Origin of the sequence: Pseudocalidococcus azoricus BACA0444 (assembly GCF_031729055.1) — a bacterium.
Lineage (GTDB): Bacteria > Cyanobacteriota > Cyanobacteriia > Thermosynechococcales > Thermosynechococcaceae > Pseudocalidococcus > Pseudocalidococcus azoricus.
The window spans coordinates 87,707-101,700 of the sequence record NZ_JAVMIP010000004.1; the positions used below are offsets into that span (position 1 = coordinate 87,707).

The following is a 13,994-nucleotide window of genomic DNA, read 5'->3' on the forward strand; positions in this document are numbered from 1 at the left end:
GTGCAACTACCTCAGGACAAGATTGAAACGCAACAAAATTTTTGGGAAAGTACCCATTTCAGAATAGCTTAACTCAGAAGTGTTGAAAGTCAGTCGAAAAGGCTAAAAAATATCGCCAAAGTGTGACACCCTGTTCGGATAAATTAAAAAATAATATATAGTCCCAGAGATATGATTTAGCCGTGGAAGATCGAGAGTTTTCAGGGCTTGAGAATCTACAACAGATGATTGATAGAGAACAGCAAGTTATTGTCAAGATTAAAAATAACTATAAACCAGATTGTGGGAATCAGACAAAAGTCGTGAGCAAGAAATTAGTAGCTTATCGAGTTGTCCATTTTTATGACTTATAAAGTCAAACAGATTATTTGGATAGTAGCCAGCAGTTCAGGAGAGGGATGAACTAGTGAGGAGACTGGAGAGAGCTATTGTCAACGGTGGCGAATTGAGACTTTATAAAAATCCTTAAAAAAGCACTAAAAGCCAGACGGATTGATGGGCAAGAGCTGAAGTGGAATTGAAGTTCAGATTCTGATGATTGAGATTGCGTATTTAAAATGAGTTTGGGTGTCTCACTAGCAATATTTCCTAAAATGTTGATCAGTCAAAAATAATCTGGGTAACGCTATAAAACTTAACAATAAGCTATCACATCAAGAAATATCACAATCATTCTCAGAAAACAGAACCAGACCCTAAGATGAGGGTAGCGGTTTATACAGTATTTAGGAGCAAGGTTATGTGGAACGAATTCCGACAAGCCATGCAACGGTTGTTTGAGGCCTGTGGACGCATCTTTACTCCTGTCAAGGATGATTACCCCGCCACTGGAACTCAACCCTATAGTGGCTCGGCTGCCAAACGTTAGGAACAGTTAGACATTCAATCAATGAAGGGTTTATCCCCCCAGGCTCCTGCCTCCCTAATCGATCCCAAACTTAGCTGCCAAAACTCGGAACATCTCATGTTACCGTGTAGCAGTGTGACTCTAAACAAAGAAGGGCAAAGATGAAGGCGCAGGTGTTTCGGGGGGTTAATCATTTAAGCTACGAAGACTTGCCAATGCCAGAATTGAGGGCCGATGAGGTTCTAGTTCAGGTGAAAGTCGTGGGCTTGTGCCAATCGGATATTAAGAAAATTCGCTATCCCCTTTACGAACCCCCGCGCATCTTTGGCCATGAGACGGCTGGGGTCATTGCTGCGGTTGGCGAAAACGTTAAAAAATGGCAGGTTGGGCAACGGGTGGTGGTCATGCACCATATCCCCTGTATGCGCTGTGATTACTGCCTCAACGAAAACTATTCCATGTGCCATATCTATAAAACTGTGACGACTACGGCTGGATTTATCCCCAGTGGAGGTGGATTTGCCGAATATGTCAAAGTCCCTGGCCACATTGTCGCCAACGGGGGGTTAATTCCGATTCCCGACTCCATTAGCTTTGACCAGGCCAGTTTTGTCGAACCCACCAATTGCTGCTTAAAAGCGGTTAAAAAGGCCCAAATTGCCCCTGGACAAACGGTTTTAATTACTGGAGCCGGTCCGATTGGCTTGATGTTTATTATGTTAGTCAAATATTTTGGTGCTAAAGCCATTGCCACCGATTTAATCCCCGCCCGGATTGAGAAAGCCCAACAGGTAGGAGCCGCAGCGGCCTTTGATGCTCGGGATCCTGACTTAGCCAGTAAAATCCAGGCCTTAACCAAGGGCTTAGGGGCTGATGTCAGTTTATTAGCTGTTCCCAGTGAAAAGGCATTTTTCCAGGCCCTCGACTGTACCCGTAAAGGCGGTAAGATTCTCTTCTTTGCTGAGTTCCCGGATCAAGTAGAAATTCCCCTCAACCCCAATGTTCTCTACCAACGGGAAATTGACTTAATGGGCAGTTACAGTTCCTCCTATCGCGTCCAGGCCTTGGCCACCGATATAGTTTTTAACCGCCGTATTGATGTGGATGCCCTGATCAGTGATCGCTATCCCTTAGAAAAACTTGACCAGGCCGTCAATCAAGCGGTTGCCCCGACCCCAGAAACCTATAAAATTCTCATCTACCCGGAAGCCACCTGTTCTTAGGCTCTTTTTTTATCTTCACTCACTTCTCGTTTGATTTATGGCTTGGTGCTTACGTCCTAGGTGGTGGTTGTCCCTGCTGTTGGGCTTGATTTTGGCCTGGGGTCTCTCCCACTCACGGGGCCTGGCCAATAGCCATCAAGATCAGCAAATTACGCTCCCCCCCCTGCAAACCCATCCCGTCCCGCCCACCCTCCAGGCCTGGTCTAAACCCCTTCCCACATCCCCCGGCCCTGGAACCCCCACCCCTGACTATTTTGATCAAGTGAAACAAACCGAGGTCGGGTATCTCATTTGGAGTCAGTTTCCAATTCAGGTTTACATCCAGCCCCCCGATAGTCCCACCGCCCAGGCCTGGATTGCCGCCGCCCAACAAGCCGTTCAAGAATGGCAAGCCTATTTACCCTTAAAGCTATCTTCGTATCCGACGACGGCCGACATCACCATTCAAGCCAATCGGCCCAGTCATCGGAGTGGAGAGCGGGTCAGATCCGCTGAAACCTTCTATGAACTCTATATTGACCCCCAAGATCATTTGGCCCATCGGTGTCAAGTCATCGTCCGCCCCACTCAGGCCCCCAAATATGTCTTAGCCGCTCTCCGCCATGAACTCGGCCATGCCCTCGGAATTTGGGGCCATAGTCCCTTAAACTCAGATGCCCTCTACTTTGCCCAAGTTGCCGACCCACCGCCTATTTCTGCCCGTGACATTCAAACCTTGATTCGTATCTATCAACAACCCACCCGTCTTGGCTGGTCTATACCTGTCTCATCAAGGAAAATCATAGAGAAAACCCATCAGTAGCATTGTTAAAAATGAATGAAAGAAAGGTCATCAATAGAGATAGAGTAATGACGACTCATTAAGTAATTGAATATATTTAATACTGACTTTAATATATAGAGCCAAGTCTATGCAAATAACTAATAAGATTAACTTTCTTAACTTCCGAGGCGATTTATTTGGGGGTGTCACTGCCGCGATTGTCTCTCTGCCCTTATCTCTGGCTTTTGGAGTGGCATCAGGAGCCGGGCCAATTGCCGGGTTGTATGGAGCGGTTTGTGTCGGTTTTTTTGCGGCCTTATTTGGTGGGACTCCGACTTTAATTTCTGAACCCACAGGCCCGATGACGGTAGTGATGACGGCGATTGTGGCCAGTTTGACCGCTGCTAATCCTGACTATGGCCTGGCGATGGCGTTTACGGTGGTGATGCTGGCTGGGGCATTTCAGATTATTTTTGGCGTGTTCAAGCTTGGGAAATACATTACGTTAATGCCCTACAGTGTCATTTCTGGCTTTATGTCCGGGATTGGCGTGATTCTGATTATTCTGCAAATTGGGCCGTTCTTAGGTCAGTCTGCCCCCAAAGGAGGCGTTATTGGCACCGTCCGGGCATTACCAGAATTATTGAGTAATATTCACCCGGCGGCGGCTATTCTCGGCATTTTAACCGTGGCCATTATCTTCTTTACCCCCCAAAAAGTGAAGCGGATTGTGCCACCCCAACTAATTGCGCTTGTCGTTGGGACAATTCTTTCGCTGACTCTCTTCCAAACTGCTGACCTGCGCCGGATTGGGGACTTGGGAGACATTCCGATGGGATTACCGGATTTTGTCCTACCCACCTTTAGCCCAGGCCAGATTACAACCATGCTGATCAATGGCGTGATGTTAGGGATGTTGGGTTCTATTGATACCTTGTTAACCGCTGTCATTGCCGACAGTCTCACCCGCACGGAGCATAACTCTGACAAAGAACTGATTGGGCAAGGGATTGGCAACATTGTCTCGGGCCTGTGTGGGGGCTTACCGGGAGCCGGGGCGACAATGGGAACTGTGGTCAACATTCAAACCGGGGCCAAAACAGCCGTTTCTGGGATTACCCGAGCCTTGGTTCTGTTGGTGGTGGTGCTAGGAGCAGCTCGTTATACTCAACCGATTCCGATGGCGGTTCTAGCGGGGATTGCACTGAAGGTGGGGATTGATATTCTTGATTGGAGTTTCCTGAAGCGGTCTCACAAAGTTTCAGTTAAAGGCTCCCTGATCATGTACGGGGTGCTGCTGCTGACAGTGTTTGTGGACTTGATTGTCGCAGTGGGTGTTGGGGTCTTTATTGCCAATATTCTCACCATTGAACGCCTGAGTAGTCTCCAATCCCAGGAGGTAAAGCTCATTTCCGACACGGATGATGATGCCCGCTTAACCGAGGCTGAAAATGCTTTACTTGATGCCGGACAGGGACGGATTTTGCTGTTTTACCTCAGTGGCCCGATGATTTTTGGTCTTTCCAAAGCTATTGCCCGTGAACACAATGCCATGAAGGAAGCCGATGTTTTGGTGATGGACTTGAGTGATGTGCCGCTGTTGGGGGTGACTGCGTCCCTTGCCATTGAAAATGCGATCCGAGATGCCTCAGACAAAGGAGTAGTGGTCTATTTAGTTGGAGCAAGTGCGAAGGTATTGAAACGGCTAGAAAAATTGGGCCTATTTACCTGCATTACCCCAGATCATATCCTGACGGATCGAACCGATGCCCTAGAGTTGGCGGTGATCTACGTCCATGAAAAACAAGCCATCGCGGCCGATTCTCTCCCCGTTTAATGAGAACCTAGGGGAAAGGACAACAATTAGGATCATCACCAGTACCCTGGAGGAAATCTAATGATTTTAGAGGCCTGTGTTTTAGGAGTTATTCTTTTGGGGTTCTCTGGCCTGGTTTGGCAACCGAGTTTACTCCTCAAAATCATTGCCCTAGATGTGATGAGTACGGGAGTGATTGGCTACTTTGTCTTAATTGCGGCCCGAACCGGTGTTTTTACCCCAATTTTGTTCCCAACTCAATCCGTGACCTATGCGGATCCCGTTCCCCAGGCCGTCATCCTAACGGCAATTGTGATTGGCCTATCCACCCAGGCCTTAATGCTAGTCGGGGCCATGAAGCTATCCAAAAACAATCCCACCCTGGAATTGGATGAGATTGAGCGTAATTATTTACCATGACAGAAATAACAATTACCTGGATTCTGCTCCCTTTATTTTTAGGGATGAGTAGTTATCTACTGCCAAAACTCGCTCGCTATCTGACGGTGATCGCAGTGGTGAGTTCCCTGGCCTATGGTTTGCAGGCCATTGTCAGCCAAACTCCCATCACCTTAGAACTGTTGGATCATTTTGGGGTGATCTTGTCCATAGATGGGTTGAGTGGCTTTTTCATTGTGACCAATGCCCTGGTTACGGCTGCCGTCCTCGCCTATTGCTGGGTATTGCCTAAGTCCGGTTTTTTCTATACCCAACTGCTGATTCTGCACGGCAGTTTAAATGCCATTTTTATCAGTGCCGATTTTGTCACTGTTTATGTGGCCCTGGAAACAATTGGGATCGCCTCATTTCTATTGATTGCCTACAGCCGGACTGAGCGGACAATTTGGGTTAGTTTACGCTATTTATTCGTCAGTAGCGTTGCCATGTTGTTCTACCTAATGGGGGCGGTCTTGGTCTATCAGGCCAATCATTCCTTTAGCTTTTCAGGATTGTTGAATGCTCCCCTAGAAGGGATTGCCTTGATTTTCTTGGGGTTATTCACCAAAGGGGGGCTGTTCATTTCCGGTCTTTGGTTGCCCCTCACCCATGCTGAAGCGGAAACACCTGTATCTGCCATGCTTTCGGGGGCGGTGGTTAAAGCAGGGATTTTTCCCTTAGTCCGTCTCTCCCTGATGTTTGGGGAATTAAGCCCAATGATCCAACTCTTTGGAATTGCCTCAGCTTTTTTAGGGGTGGGCTATGCCTTGTTTGAGTCCGATCTAAAACGGCTATTGGCCCTGAGTACCATTTCCCAGGTTGGCTTTATTGTTGCTTCCCCCACTGTGGCCGGATTCTATGCCCTCAGCCACGGGTTAGCTAAAGCAAGCTTGTTTTTGACTGTGGGCAATTTACCAGAACGGCAATTAGCCAAGCTCCAGGCCACGGTAATCCCCGCTCGCCTCTGGGGTGTCTTAACCATGGCGGCCCTCTCGATTTCTGGCTTTCCCCTTTTGGCAGGGTATGGCGCAAAAGTATGGGCCTTAGAACAACTAACGGGCTGGCAAAGTTGGGCAATGAATGGGGCGGCCTTGGGGACGGTGGTGGTTTTTGCCAAAGTCATCTTTATTCCTTTTGCCCTGGGAGCAAGTCAAGGGGGGCCTGGCACAAAGGGGGTAACGGGGGGATTTTGGATTGGGGTGCTGCTGTTACTGTTGAGCTTGGTGATCGCCAATGGTGTTTATCTACCTGCCTATACCTTGGCCAATTTACTCAAGACATTGGCAGTTATTGTCGGGGGCTGGGGCGCGTCTTTTTTCCTCCTGCGTCAGTTCCAGGTGCAACTGCCCCGCGTTTTAGAGTATTTTCAGCAATTGATTGGCCTCATTAGCGTGATCTTGGTGCTACTTTTTGGAGGGCTTTGGGCATGGTTGGCATTTTAGATTTAACCCTCCGGCTGGTGATTTGGTTTTTGTTGACATCGGATCTCAGCTTGGCGAACATTCTCATTGGTGTGGCGGTTGCCTTAATTTTGCCCCGCAGTTCTAGAATTAAGTCGAAGCTGAGGGATTGGGCCGGTGTTCTCAAAGAAATTATCCTCGCGATTCCTAAGGCCTATGTGGAAGCCTTTCAGATTATGCTTGCCCCCTATAACCACAGTGAAGTCAAACTGGAACGAGTCCGGCCGAATCGGACCCCGGGACTGATCTTTTTGGATATTTTTGTGATTACCTTTACCCCGAAAACCATTGTGCTCAAGTATCGGGAAGATGGCTGGTATGAAGTTCACAATCTCGTCCATCGCAAGGCCGCCGGGAGGATCGGGAAATGATCTGGGTACTGTGGGGAATGTTATTGGCTCTATTGATCCCCCTCTGGGTGGCCTGGAGGGAAGAAGAGGTTTGGCAGAAAATGTTAGCCTTTGCCAGCGTGGCCACGAAAACATCCATGATGATTTTGGTTGTTTCTGTCCTCCGGGATGATTGGATGATTGGGGTGGTGGGGGTAATTATTCTCAGTGTTGGGAATGCCGCCTTAATGTTACTGGCCCACTTGGTTAAACGCATTAATGATGTTGTTACGGCCCAAACTCTCCGGTTGTGAGGTGATCACGATGTTAAATATCCTCAGTTATGGTTGCTTTGGCCTGGGATTAGTTTTTTGGTTTTGGGGCACTGCTCCCTTACTGTCAAAACGATCCGTCCTCTATAAATTGCATGGTCTCTCGGTCTCCGATACGATTGGCTCCCTGACTATTACGATTGGGTTGCTGATCAAAATTCCCCGGGAGTGGCCCCTGCTCCTGTTGGCCTTAATTTCCCTCGCGATTTGGAATACGGTTTTGGGCTATGTGTTGGCCTATTGTTCCACCCCTAGTCCCCAGATTGATGCTTTACTTACTGCTGATGAATATAAACTCTAACGGCTAGCCATGATTGATAGCTCCGATCCAACGATTACCGCGATGATGCTCCTGTTTCCCTTGGCTGCTGGGATGGTGATTTTCCAGGCCAACCCCTACTATGCCCTGGTAACGCGGGGGATTTTAGGTGCAGTTGCCGCCTTGATCTATGCCCTTTTGGGAGCCGCCGATGTGGCCTTAACGGAAGCCCTCGTGGGAACGATGTTAGCCATTACCCTTTACGCGGTGGCGGTGCGCTCGTCCTTGGTGATGCGCTTGGGGGTTTTACAGGCCAATGGTCAAGAGGAAGATGCTAATGGGGAGGGCCATGGAATACCACAGGCCGATTTTGTCGAAATTATTGCCGCCTTTCGCCAGATCATTGCTCCCTACCATTTGCGCTTAGAGTTAGTCCCCTATCCAACTCTAGAGGCCTTAACCATTGCCCTACAGGAAAGGGATGTCCATGGGATTTGTACGCCCCTAGCCACCCCGCCCCCTAGTTGCTTTGAAGCCGTGATTCGGATTCCCCGCCTCTTTAGGATTATCCAGGCCGGTCTCACCCCAACGCTGATCCAAGTTTGTAGGTTGCGCTTGGCCAATGATTCCCCAACCCTGCCCCCTACGAGTTTAGCCCTACCGGAAGAATCCCCATGAGCCGACCGACCCTGAAAATTTCCCCGCTACAGTGGCTGTATTGCCTGACGGCCCTATTCTTTACCGTGAAAGTTTGGCTACTGCCCAATCCCAGCCTCGACTATCCTGGGGTAGATATTGTCCAATCAATTGTCCTAGATAGTGGTGTCCCCAATGCCGTCACGGGAATTATTTTTCGTAACCGCCTCTATGACACGATTTTTGAGGTGCTGGTCTTCACAATTGCGATTATGGGGGTTAGTTACCTGATGGCTAATGAGAAACCCCTCGGCCAAGTGGAGCAGTTTTCAGACCAGCCCTCGATTGTCTTAGCTCGGCTGGGTGCAACCATTACGGCCTTGGTGAGCATTGAGTTAGCCATTCGCGGCCATCTCAGTCCGGGAGGGGGATTTGCGGCCGGGGTTGCGGGGGGGACAGCCATTGGCCTGGTGGCAATTACAGCCTCAACAACTTGGATGGAGCAACTCTATCAACGCTGGCAGATTGGGACTTGGGAAAAAGTTTCCGTTTTGGTGTTTATTGTTTTGGCTGGGCTGACTTTTGGGGGGTGGGAATTAGCCCAAGGAGAATTTGGGGCCCTGGTGAGTGGAGGCATGATTCCGATTCTCAATGCCCTTGTGGCTTTCAAAGTGGCCTTGGGGTCTTGGGCGGCGATTCTGATTTTTATTCGCTATCGTGGACTATTGTAGAACCAACTCTATTTTTTAGAATAGTCTATATAAATTATTATTGGCAATACCAGTTGTAAATTTCACGATTATAGCCGCTATTTGACTGAGATATTTCTCGATTATCTGACATTCCTACTTGTTGATTGTCCTTGTTTAGCTTTATGTGTGAAATCCTAATTATAGATTGTGATTGCATCGAATTATTTGAACAAAATATTTTATATCTGTTTTGTTCTCCATCAAAAGTATTATTTGAAGTAGGCTTAAATATTCTGGCAGGAACTCCAAATCGAACTGAAGACTGACGATTAATTTGGTGAATTGGTAGTACATACACCTGAGTAGTGCTGTAGTCACCCCCTAGTTTTGCCCAGCCTGGGCTTAGATTTTGTCCGAGACATTTGATAGGGTAGAAAGAACCAGCAACCCAGAAAAACGGCAAAATAATTTTACGAAATAGTTTTTTATTCAAAATAGAGTAAGTGACAATAGGTTTTGGTGGCATGAGAAGAATTTGGTCATGGGTTGTTAGTTCTTATCACAGTTTGTTGAGCCTGTGGAGGGCTGGGAACACTGCAAACAATCAATTTAATCTTAATGGTAATCCTGAATTGCTTTTACCTGTAGGGGATTGGTTTGCAAAGCTCTAATGGCCGCGGCAGTTGCTTTGGCTCCCGCAATAGTTGTTACCATCGGGATTTTATAGGTCAAAGCTGAACGGCGAATCAGGCGACCATCGGCCTGGGCTTCTTCTCCAGAAGGGGTGTTAAAGATCAGGTGGATTTGTTGGTTTTTAATCGCATCCAAAACATTCGGCCGCCCTTCATGGAGTTTGAGGACTAGCTCAATATTCTCCAGGCCATACTCTAACAACGCCGCCCTTGTACCTTCTGTCGCTAAGACATGAAAGCCCAGGGCCTGTAAATCTTTGATCACCGGGGCAATGGCTTTTTTATCCCGATTACTCATGGACACAAATACGGTTCCCGATAATGGCAGTTTTTGATTGGCTGAAAGTTGGGACTTAGCAAAGGCCTGGCCAAAATCCACGTCAATCCCCATGGCCTCTCCTGTTGAGCGCATTTCCGGGCCAAGCAAGGTATCAGTGCCAGCAAATTTCTCAAAGGGCAAGACCGCTTCCTTGACAGCTACATGGTTGGGAATAATTTCTTGGGTTAAGCCCAGTTCGGCTAAGGTTTTCCCCGACATCAACCGGGCGGCAATTTTCGCCAGGGGAACCCCAATGGCCTTAGAAACAAAGGGAACAGTCCGAGAGGCGCGGGGGTTGGCTTCAATCATAAAAATTTGATCCCCCTGGACCGCCAACTGCAAATTCATCAGACCCACCACATTTAGGGCTTTGGCTAGGGCGACACTCCATCCCCGGATTGTTTCTAAAATCTGCGGCGGCAAGGTTTGAGGCGGCAAGCTACAGGCTGAATCTCCGGAGTGAATCCCGGCCTGTTCAATGTGCTCCATCACCCCCCCAATGACCACATTCCCCTGGGCATCGGCAATGGCATCCACATCCACCTCAATCGCATTCTCGAGAAACTTATCAATCAAAATTGGGTGATCCGGCTCCACTTGCACGGCATAGGTCATGTAGCGTTCCAGTTCACTATCGGAATAGACAATTTCCATCGCCCGTCCGCCTAAAACGTAACTGGGCCGGACGACGACGGGATAACTAATTCGTTGGGCGACGGCGAGGGCTTCATTAAAACTACGGGCCAGGCCATTGGCAGGTTGGGGAATATTAAGTTCTCGTAAAATCCGTTCAAACCGCTCCCGATCTTCGGCAATGTCAATAGAATCCGGCGAGGTGCCCCAAATTTTGGTTGTGCCTTCGGGCCCCTGTTGATTCAGATAGGCCTGCAACGGCACTGCCAGTTTTAAGGGAGTTTGCCCGCCAAATTGAATGATCACGCCCACAGGTTTTTCGACTTCGATAATGTTTAAGACATCTTCTTTAGTCAGGGGTTCAAAATAAAGGCGGTCGCTGGTGTCGTAGTCGGTGGAAACGGTTTCCGGGTTGGAGTTGACCATGATCGTTTCATAGCCATCGGCAGAGAGGGCATAGGCCGCGTGACAACAACAATAGTCAAATTCAATCCCTTGGCCAATCCGGTTCGGGCCAGAACCCAAAATCATCACCCGCGGTTTTGTCGCTGGTAAAACTTCTGAGTCGGGGGCAATGGTTTCCACTTGGCCGGTTTCTAAATTCACCCGTTGGGTGGGGCGTTCATAGGCGGAATAGTAGTAGGGGGTGGTGGCTTCAAATTCGGCGGCACAGGTATCCACAGTTTTATAGACGGGAATTACCGCCAAGGATTTACGATAAGCTCGCACCTGATCTTCCGTGGATTTGGTCGCATAGGCAATTTGGCGATCACTAAACCCCTGTTGCTTCACCGTCCACATTTCATCGGCCGTGATCTGAGTTAAAGCCTTGCGTTTGAGGAATTTTTCGGTGTCCAATAGCTCCTTGAACTCGTTCAAAAACCAACGATCAATCGCGGTCAGTTCATAAATATCCTCCACAGTCATCTGCATCAACAGGGCCTGGCGCACCGTCAAAATGCGATCGGGGTTCGGTGTGCGTAAATTGGCCCGAATTTGCTCCAGACTGGGAAGTTTTTCGGCTTTGTCACAGCCCCAACCGGCCCGGCCAGTTTCCAGAGAGCGTAAGGCTTTTTGAAATGACTCTTGGAATGTGCGTCCCATGGCCATCGCTTCCCCAACAGATTTCATTTGGGTGGTCAGCACAGGTTGAGAACCGGGAAATTTTTCAAAGGCAAAGCGGGGAATTTTCGTCACCACATAGTCAATCGTTGGTTCAAAGCTGGCCGGGGTTTTCCGGGTAATGTCATTGGGAATTTCATCCAGGGTATAACCCACCGCCAGTTTGGCCGCCATCTTGGCAATTGGAAAGCCAGTTGCTTTAGAGGCTAAGGCAGAAGACCGGGAGACGCGGGGATTCATCTCAATCACAATAAAATCGCCCGTTTCGGGATTGACGGCAAATTGAATGTTCGAGCCGCCGGTTTCCACCCCAATTTCCCGAATGATCTTGATCGAGGCATCCCGCAGGCGTTGGTATTCTTTATCCGTCAGGGTTTGAGCTGGAGCCACTGTAATTGAGTCGCCGGTATGAATCCCCATCGGGTCAATGTTTTCAATCGAGCAAATAATCACAACGTTATCGGCTAAGTCCCGCATCACCTCCAGCTCGTATTCTTTCCAGCCAATTAACGACTGCTCAATCAAAATCTGGGATACCGGACTGGCATCTAACCCCGAGGCAGCTATTTCTTCAAATTCTTCCTGGTTATAGGCAATCCCACCCCCGGTTCCCCCCAATGTAAACGCCGGCCGAATGATCAGGGGATAGCTCCCGATTTGCTGGGCAATGGCTTTGGATTCTGCCATGGTTTCCGCTAGGCCCGAGGGACAGACCGGTACGCCAATCCGAGCCATCGCTTCTTTAAAGAGTTTTCGGTCTTCCGCCATTTCGATTGCCGGGAGTTTTGCGCCGATCAATTCCACGCCATGTTTTTCGAGAACGCCGGATTTTGCTAACGTCACCGCCAAGTTCAAGGCTGTTTGGCCGCCCATGGTCGGGAGCATCGCATCGGGTTGTTCGGCAATAATCACCTTTTCGACAATTTCTGGAGTTAACGGCTCAATATAGGTGCGGTCGGCCGTTTCTGGATCCGTCATGATCGTGGCCGGATTGGAGTTAATCAGGATTACCTCGTAGCCTTCTTCCCGTAATGCTTTACAGGCCTGGGTGCCAGAGTAGTCAAATTCACAGGCCTGGCCAATCACAATGGGCCCTGAGCCAATCAGAAGAATTTTTTTCAGGTCAGTACGACGGGGCATAGATCACAGCGGCCAAATGAGATTCTGTTTAATCCTACACTGCCAGGCCAGATATGCTTTGTAATGAACTTGGCTGAAATTACGTCAGAGTTAGAGCAAGCCTTTTCACATCAACACTATGGCCTACGACAACCTCTGTAAATCCCTCGTAGAAAGTAACCCCAGGCCCTTTGTCACGTGGCTATTAGGAGAATCTGTCACTGAAATTAACATTCTCAAAACCGAACTATCCGTGGAACCGATCCGGGCCGATTTTGTTAGCTTTTTAGAAGTTGGCAATCAAATCTTACATCTCGAATTTCAAACCCAAGCCGACCCCGAAATGCCTTTACGAATGCTCGATTACTACACCCGGCTTTATCGCCAATACCGCCGGCCGGTCAGACAAATTGTTTTATTTCTCAGAGAAACAAGCTCAACTGGTGTCCAAGTAGACTTTTTTGAATCCGCCAGCACCCGGCATCACTATCAAGTCATTCGATTATGGGAAGTGGCAGCCACAAAACTCCTAGCATTTCCGACCCTGTGGCCCCTGGCAATTTTGGCAAAAACCGAAAACCCCGATAACCTATTAACTGATGTTACTCAGCGATTAGAAACCTTAGAAAACCGAGAATTACGACTGAGTTTAACAACCTACACCTACTTGTTGGGTGGGCTAAAGTTTAAGAAAGAGATGTTACAGCAACTACTACGGGAGGAGATTATGCGGGAATCTGTTACCTATCGGGAGCTAGTGGAAAGCAGTGAACAACGGGGACTTCAGCTAGGACTTCAACAAGGGATTCAACAAGGGATTCAACGTGGACGGCAAGAAGGGCGGCAAGAAGGACGACAAGAAGGTGAGGTTTTGCTAACCCTGCGGCTACTCCAGCATAAATTTGGCCCCCTGTCAGACGATCTCAGACAGCAGATTTGCAGTCTTGGCATTCCGCAACTAGAGAGTTTGGCTGAAGCCCTTTTAGACTTTCAAACCCCCACCGACCTGGCCACATGGCTAAACCAGACCCCGAACTAAATAAACTAAATCCAGTCAAGTAATTTGTCCATCAGGCTGAAATGCTGGCTCACTGATTGTTTTCTGAGTGACTTTGGCGACTGTAACGATCCGAATAAATGATTTGCCCCAGTAATATAGCACTACGCATTTAAGGCTAGATAAGAACAAGGGAGGAAATACTTTTTAGGCAATGCTTATAAGATTTCGATTCTCTTAGAACAGTCTGCGTAATGCTATAGCAGTGATTAGGCATGGAGATTTTAGCACTACCCAACTGCTATAGTAAACAGTAA

General features: G+C 48.4%; 14 protein-coding genes. 12 read left to right on the forward strand and 2 right to left on the reverse strand.

The features are described 5' to 3' along the window. The first annotated feature begins 739 nt into the window (after positions 1–739). The 11 genes from RIF25_RS06495 (at position 740) to RIF25_RS06545 (ending at position 8,834) form a co-directional block, all read left to right on the forward strand. Positions 740–868 carry a hypothetical protein gene (locus RIF25_RS06495; protein WP_322877735.1) on the forward strand — a complete coding sequence of 43 codons (129 nt, stop codon included), beginning with the start codon at positions 740–742 and terminating at the stop codon, positions 866–868. Positions 869–1,008: 140 nt separating this feature from the next. Continuing rightward, a complete protein-coding gene (locus RIF25_RS06500) occupies positions 1,009–2,070 on the forward strand; it encodes a zinc-dependent dehydrogenase (protein ID WP_407682345.1) in 1,062 nt (353 codons plus the stop codon). A 37-nt stretch (positions 2,071–2,107) separates the two neighbouring features. After that, positions 2,108–2,872, forward strand: a complete 765-nt coding sequence (locus RIF25_RS06505) for a peptidase (RefSeq protein WP_322877737.1) — start codon at positions 2,108–2,110, stop codon at positions 2,870–2,872. Positions 2,873–2,981: 109 nt separating this feature from the next. Further along, positions 2,982–4,670, forward strand: a complete 1,689-nt coding sequence (gene bicA, locus RIF25_RS06510) for a bicarbonate transporter BicA (RefSeq protein ID WP_322877738.1) — start codon at positions 2,982–2,984, stop codon at positions 4,668–4,670. Between the two features lie 60 nt (positions 4,671–4,730). After that, positions 4,731–5,069, forward strand: a complete 339-nt coding sequence (locus RIF25_RS06515; protein ID WP_322877739.1) for a cation:proton antiporter subunit C — start codon at positions 4,731–4,733, stop codon at positions 5,067–5,069. Continuing rightward, entirely contained in the window at positions 5,066–6,529 is a 1,464-nt protein-coding gene (locus RIF25_RS06520; RefSeq protein ID WP_322877740.1) for a cation:proton antiporter, read from the forward strand. The genes RIF25_RS06515 and RIF25_RS06520 overlap by 4 nt, the downstream gene beginning before the upstream one ends. Then, entirely contained in the window at positions 6,514–6,918 is a 405-nt protein-coding gene (locus tag RIF25_RS06525; protein ID WP_322877741.1) for a Na+/H+ antiporter subunit E, read from the forward strand. The genes RIF25_RS06520 and RIF25_RS06525 overlap by 16 nt, the downstream gene beginning before the upstream one ends. After that, positions 6,915–7,190: a hypothetical protein gene (locus RIF25_RS06530; protein WP_407682346.1), complete on the forward strand. Its 276-nt coding sequence runs from the start codon at positions 6,915–6,917 to the stop codon at positions 7,188–7,190. Before RIF25_RS06525 ends, RIF25_RS06530 begins: the two co-directional genes overlap by 4 nt. Before the next feature lie 10 nt (positions 7,191–7,200). Continuing rightward, on the forward strand, positions 7,201–7,509 hold the full coding sequence (locus tag RIF25_RS06535; RefSeq protein WP_407682349.1) for a monovalent cation/H(+) antiporter subunit G: 309 nt from the start codon (positions 7,201–7,203) through the stop codon (positions 7,507–7,509). 9 nt (positions 7,510–7,518) lie between these two features. Continuing rightward, positions 7,519–8,145, forward strand: coding sequence for a DUF4040 domain-containing protein (locus tag RIF25_RS06540; protein WP_322877744.1), 627 nt, complete (start codon positions 7,519–7,521; stop codon positions 8,143–8,145). Then, positions 8,142–8,834 (forward strand): Na(+)/H(+) antiporter subunit B, encoded by a 693-nt coding sequence (locus RIF25_RS06545; RefSeq protein ID WP_322877745.1) that lies wholly within the window; start codon positions 8,142–8,144, stop codon positions 8,832–8,834. Before RIF25_RS06540 ends, RIF25_RS06545 begins: the two co-directional genes overlap by 4 nt. A gap of 37 nt (positions 8,835–8,871) precedes the next feature. Here RIF25_RS06545 and RIF25_RS06550 read toward each other — a convergent pair whose 3' ends face one another. Together RIF25_RS06550 and carB are read right to left on the reverse strand one after the other, a co-directional pair. Further along, a complete protein-coding gene (locus RIF25_RS06550) occupies positions 8,872–9,321 on the reverse strand; it encodes a hypothetical protein (protein WP_322877746.1) in 450 nt (149 codons plus the stop codon). An 89-nt stretch (positions 9,322–9,410) separates the two neighbouring features. Continuing rightward, positions 9,411–12,701: a carbamoyl-phosphate synthase large subunit gene (gene carB, locus RIF25_RS06555; RefSeq protein ID WP_322877747.1), complete on the reverse strand. Its 3,291-nt coding sequence runs from the start codon at positions 12,699–12,701 to the stop codon at positions 9,411–9,413. Positions 12,702–12,819: 118 nt separating this feature from the next. Between carB and RIF25_RS06560 the strand changes: the two genes are divergently transcribed. After that, positions 12,820–13,719, forward strand: coding sequence for an Rpn family recombination-promoting nuclease/putative transposase (locus RIF25_RS06560; RefSeq protein ID WP_322877748.1), 900 nt, complete (start codon positions 12,820–12,822; stop codon positions 13,717–13,719). Positions 13,720–13,994 lie beyond the last annotated feature (275 nt).

What these genes read in the sequence shown, in the direction of transcription:
- RIF25_RS06495 (WP_322877735.1), top strand. Translation starts at nt 740, where the DNA reads ATGTGGAACGAATTCCGACAAGCCATGCAACGGTTGTTTGAGGCCTGT.
- RIF25_RS06500 (WP_407682345.1), top strand. Translation starts at nt 1,009, where the DNA reads ATGAAGGCGCAGGTGTTTCGGGGGGTTAATCATTTAAGCTACGAAGAC.
- RIF25_RS06505 (WP_322877737.1), top strand. Translation starts at nt 2,108, where the DNA reads ATGGCTTGGTGCTTACGTCCTAGGTGGTGGTTGTCCCTGCTGTTGGGC.
- bicA (WP_322877738.1), top strand. Translation starts at nt 2,982, where the DNA reads ATGCAAATAACTAATAAGATTAACTTTCTTAACTTCCGAGGCGATTTA.
- RIF25_RS06515 (WP_322877739.1), top strand. Translation starts at nt 4,731, where the DNA reads ATGATTTTAGAGGCCTGTGTTTTAGGAGTTATTCTTTTGGGGTTCTCT.
- RIF25_RS06520 (WP_322877740.1), top strand. Translation starts at nt 5,066, where the DNA reads ATGACAGAAATAACAATTACCTGGATTCTGCTCCCTTTATTTTTAGGG.
- RIF25_RS06525 (WP_322877741.1), top strand. Translation starts at nt 6,514, where the DNA reads ATGGTTGGCATTTTAGATTTAACCCTCCGGCTGGTGATTTGGTTTTTG.
- RIF25_RS06530 (WP_407682346.1), top strand. Translation starts at nt 6,915, where the DNA reads ATGATCTGGGTACTGTGGGGAATGTTATTGGCTCTATTGATCCCCCTC.
- RIF25_RS06535 (WP_407682349.1), top strand. Translation starts at nt 7,201, where the DNA reads ATGTTAAATATCCTCAGTTATGGTTGCTTTGGCCTGGGATTAGTTTTT.
- RIF25_RS06540 (WP_322877744.1), top strand. Translation starts at nt 7,519, where the DNA reads ATGATTGATAGCTCCGATCCAACGATTACCGCGATGATGCTCCTGTTT.
- RIF25_RS06545 (WP_322877745.1), top strand. Translation starts at nt 8,142, where the DNA reads ATGAGCCGACCGACCCTGAAAATTTCCCCGCTACAGTGGCTGTATTGC.
- RIF25_RS06550 (WP_322877746.1), bottom strand. Translation starts at nt 9,321, where the DNA reads ATGCCACCAAAACCTATTGTCACTTACTCTATTTTGAATAAAAAACTA.
- carB (WP_322877747.1), bottom strand. Translation starts at nt 12,701, where the DNA reads ATGCCCCGTCGTACTGACCTGAAAAAAATTCTTCTGATTGGCTCAGGG.
- RIF25_RS06560 (WP_322877748.1), top strand. Translation starts at nt 12,820, where the DNA reads ATGGCCTACGACAACCTCTGTAAATCCCTCGTAGAAAGTAACCCCAGG.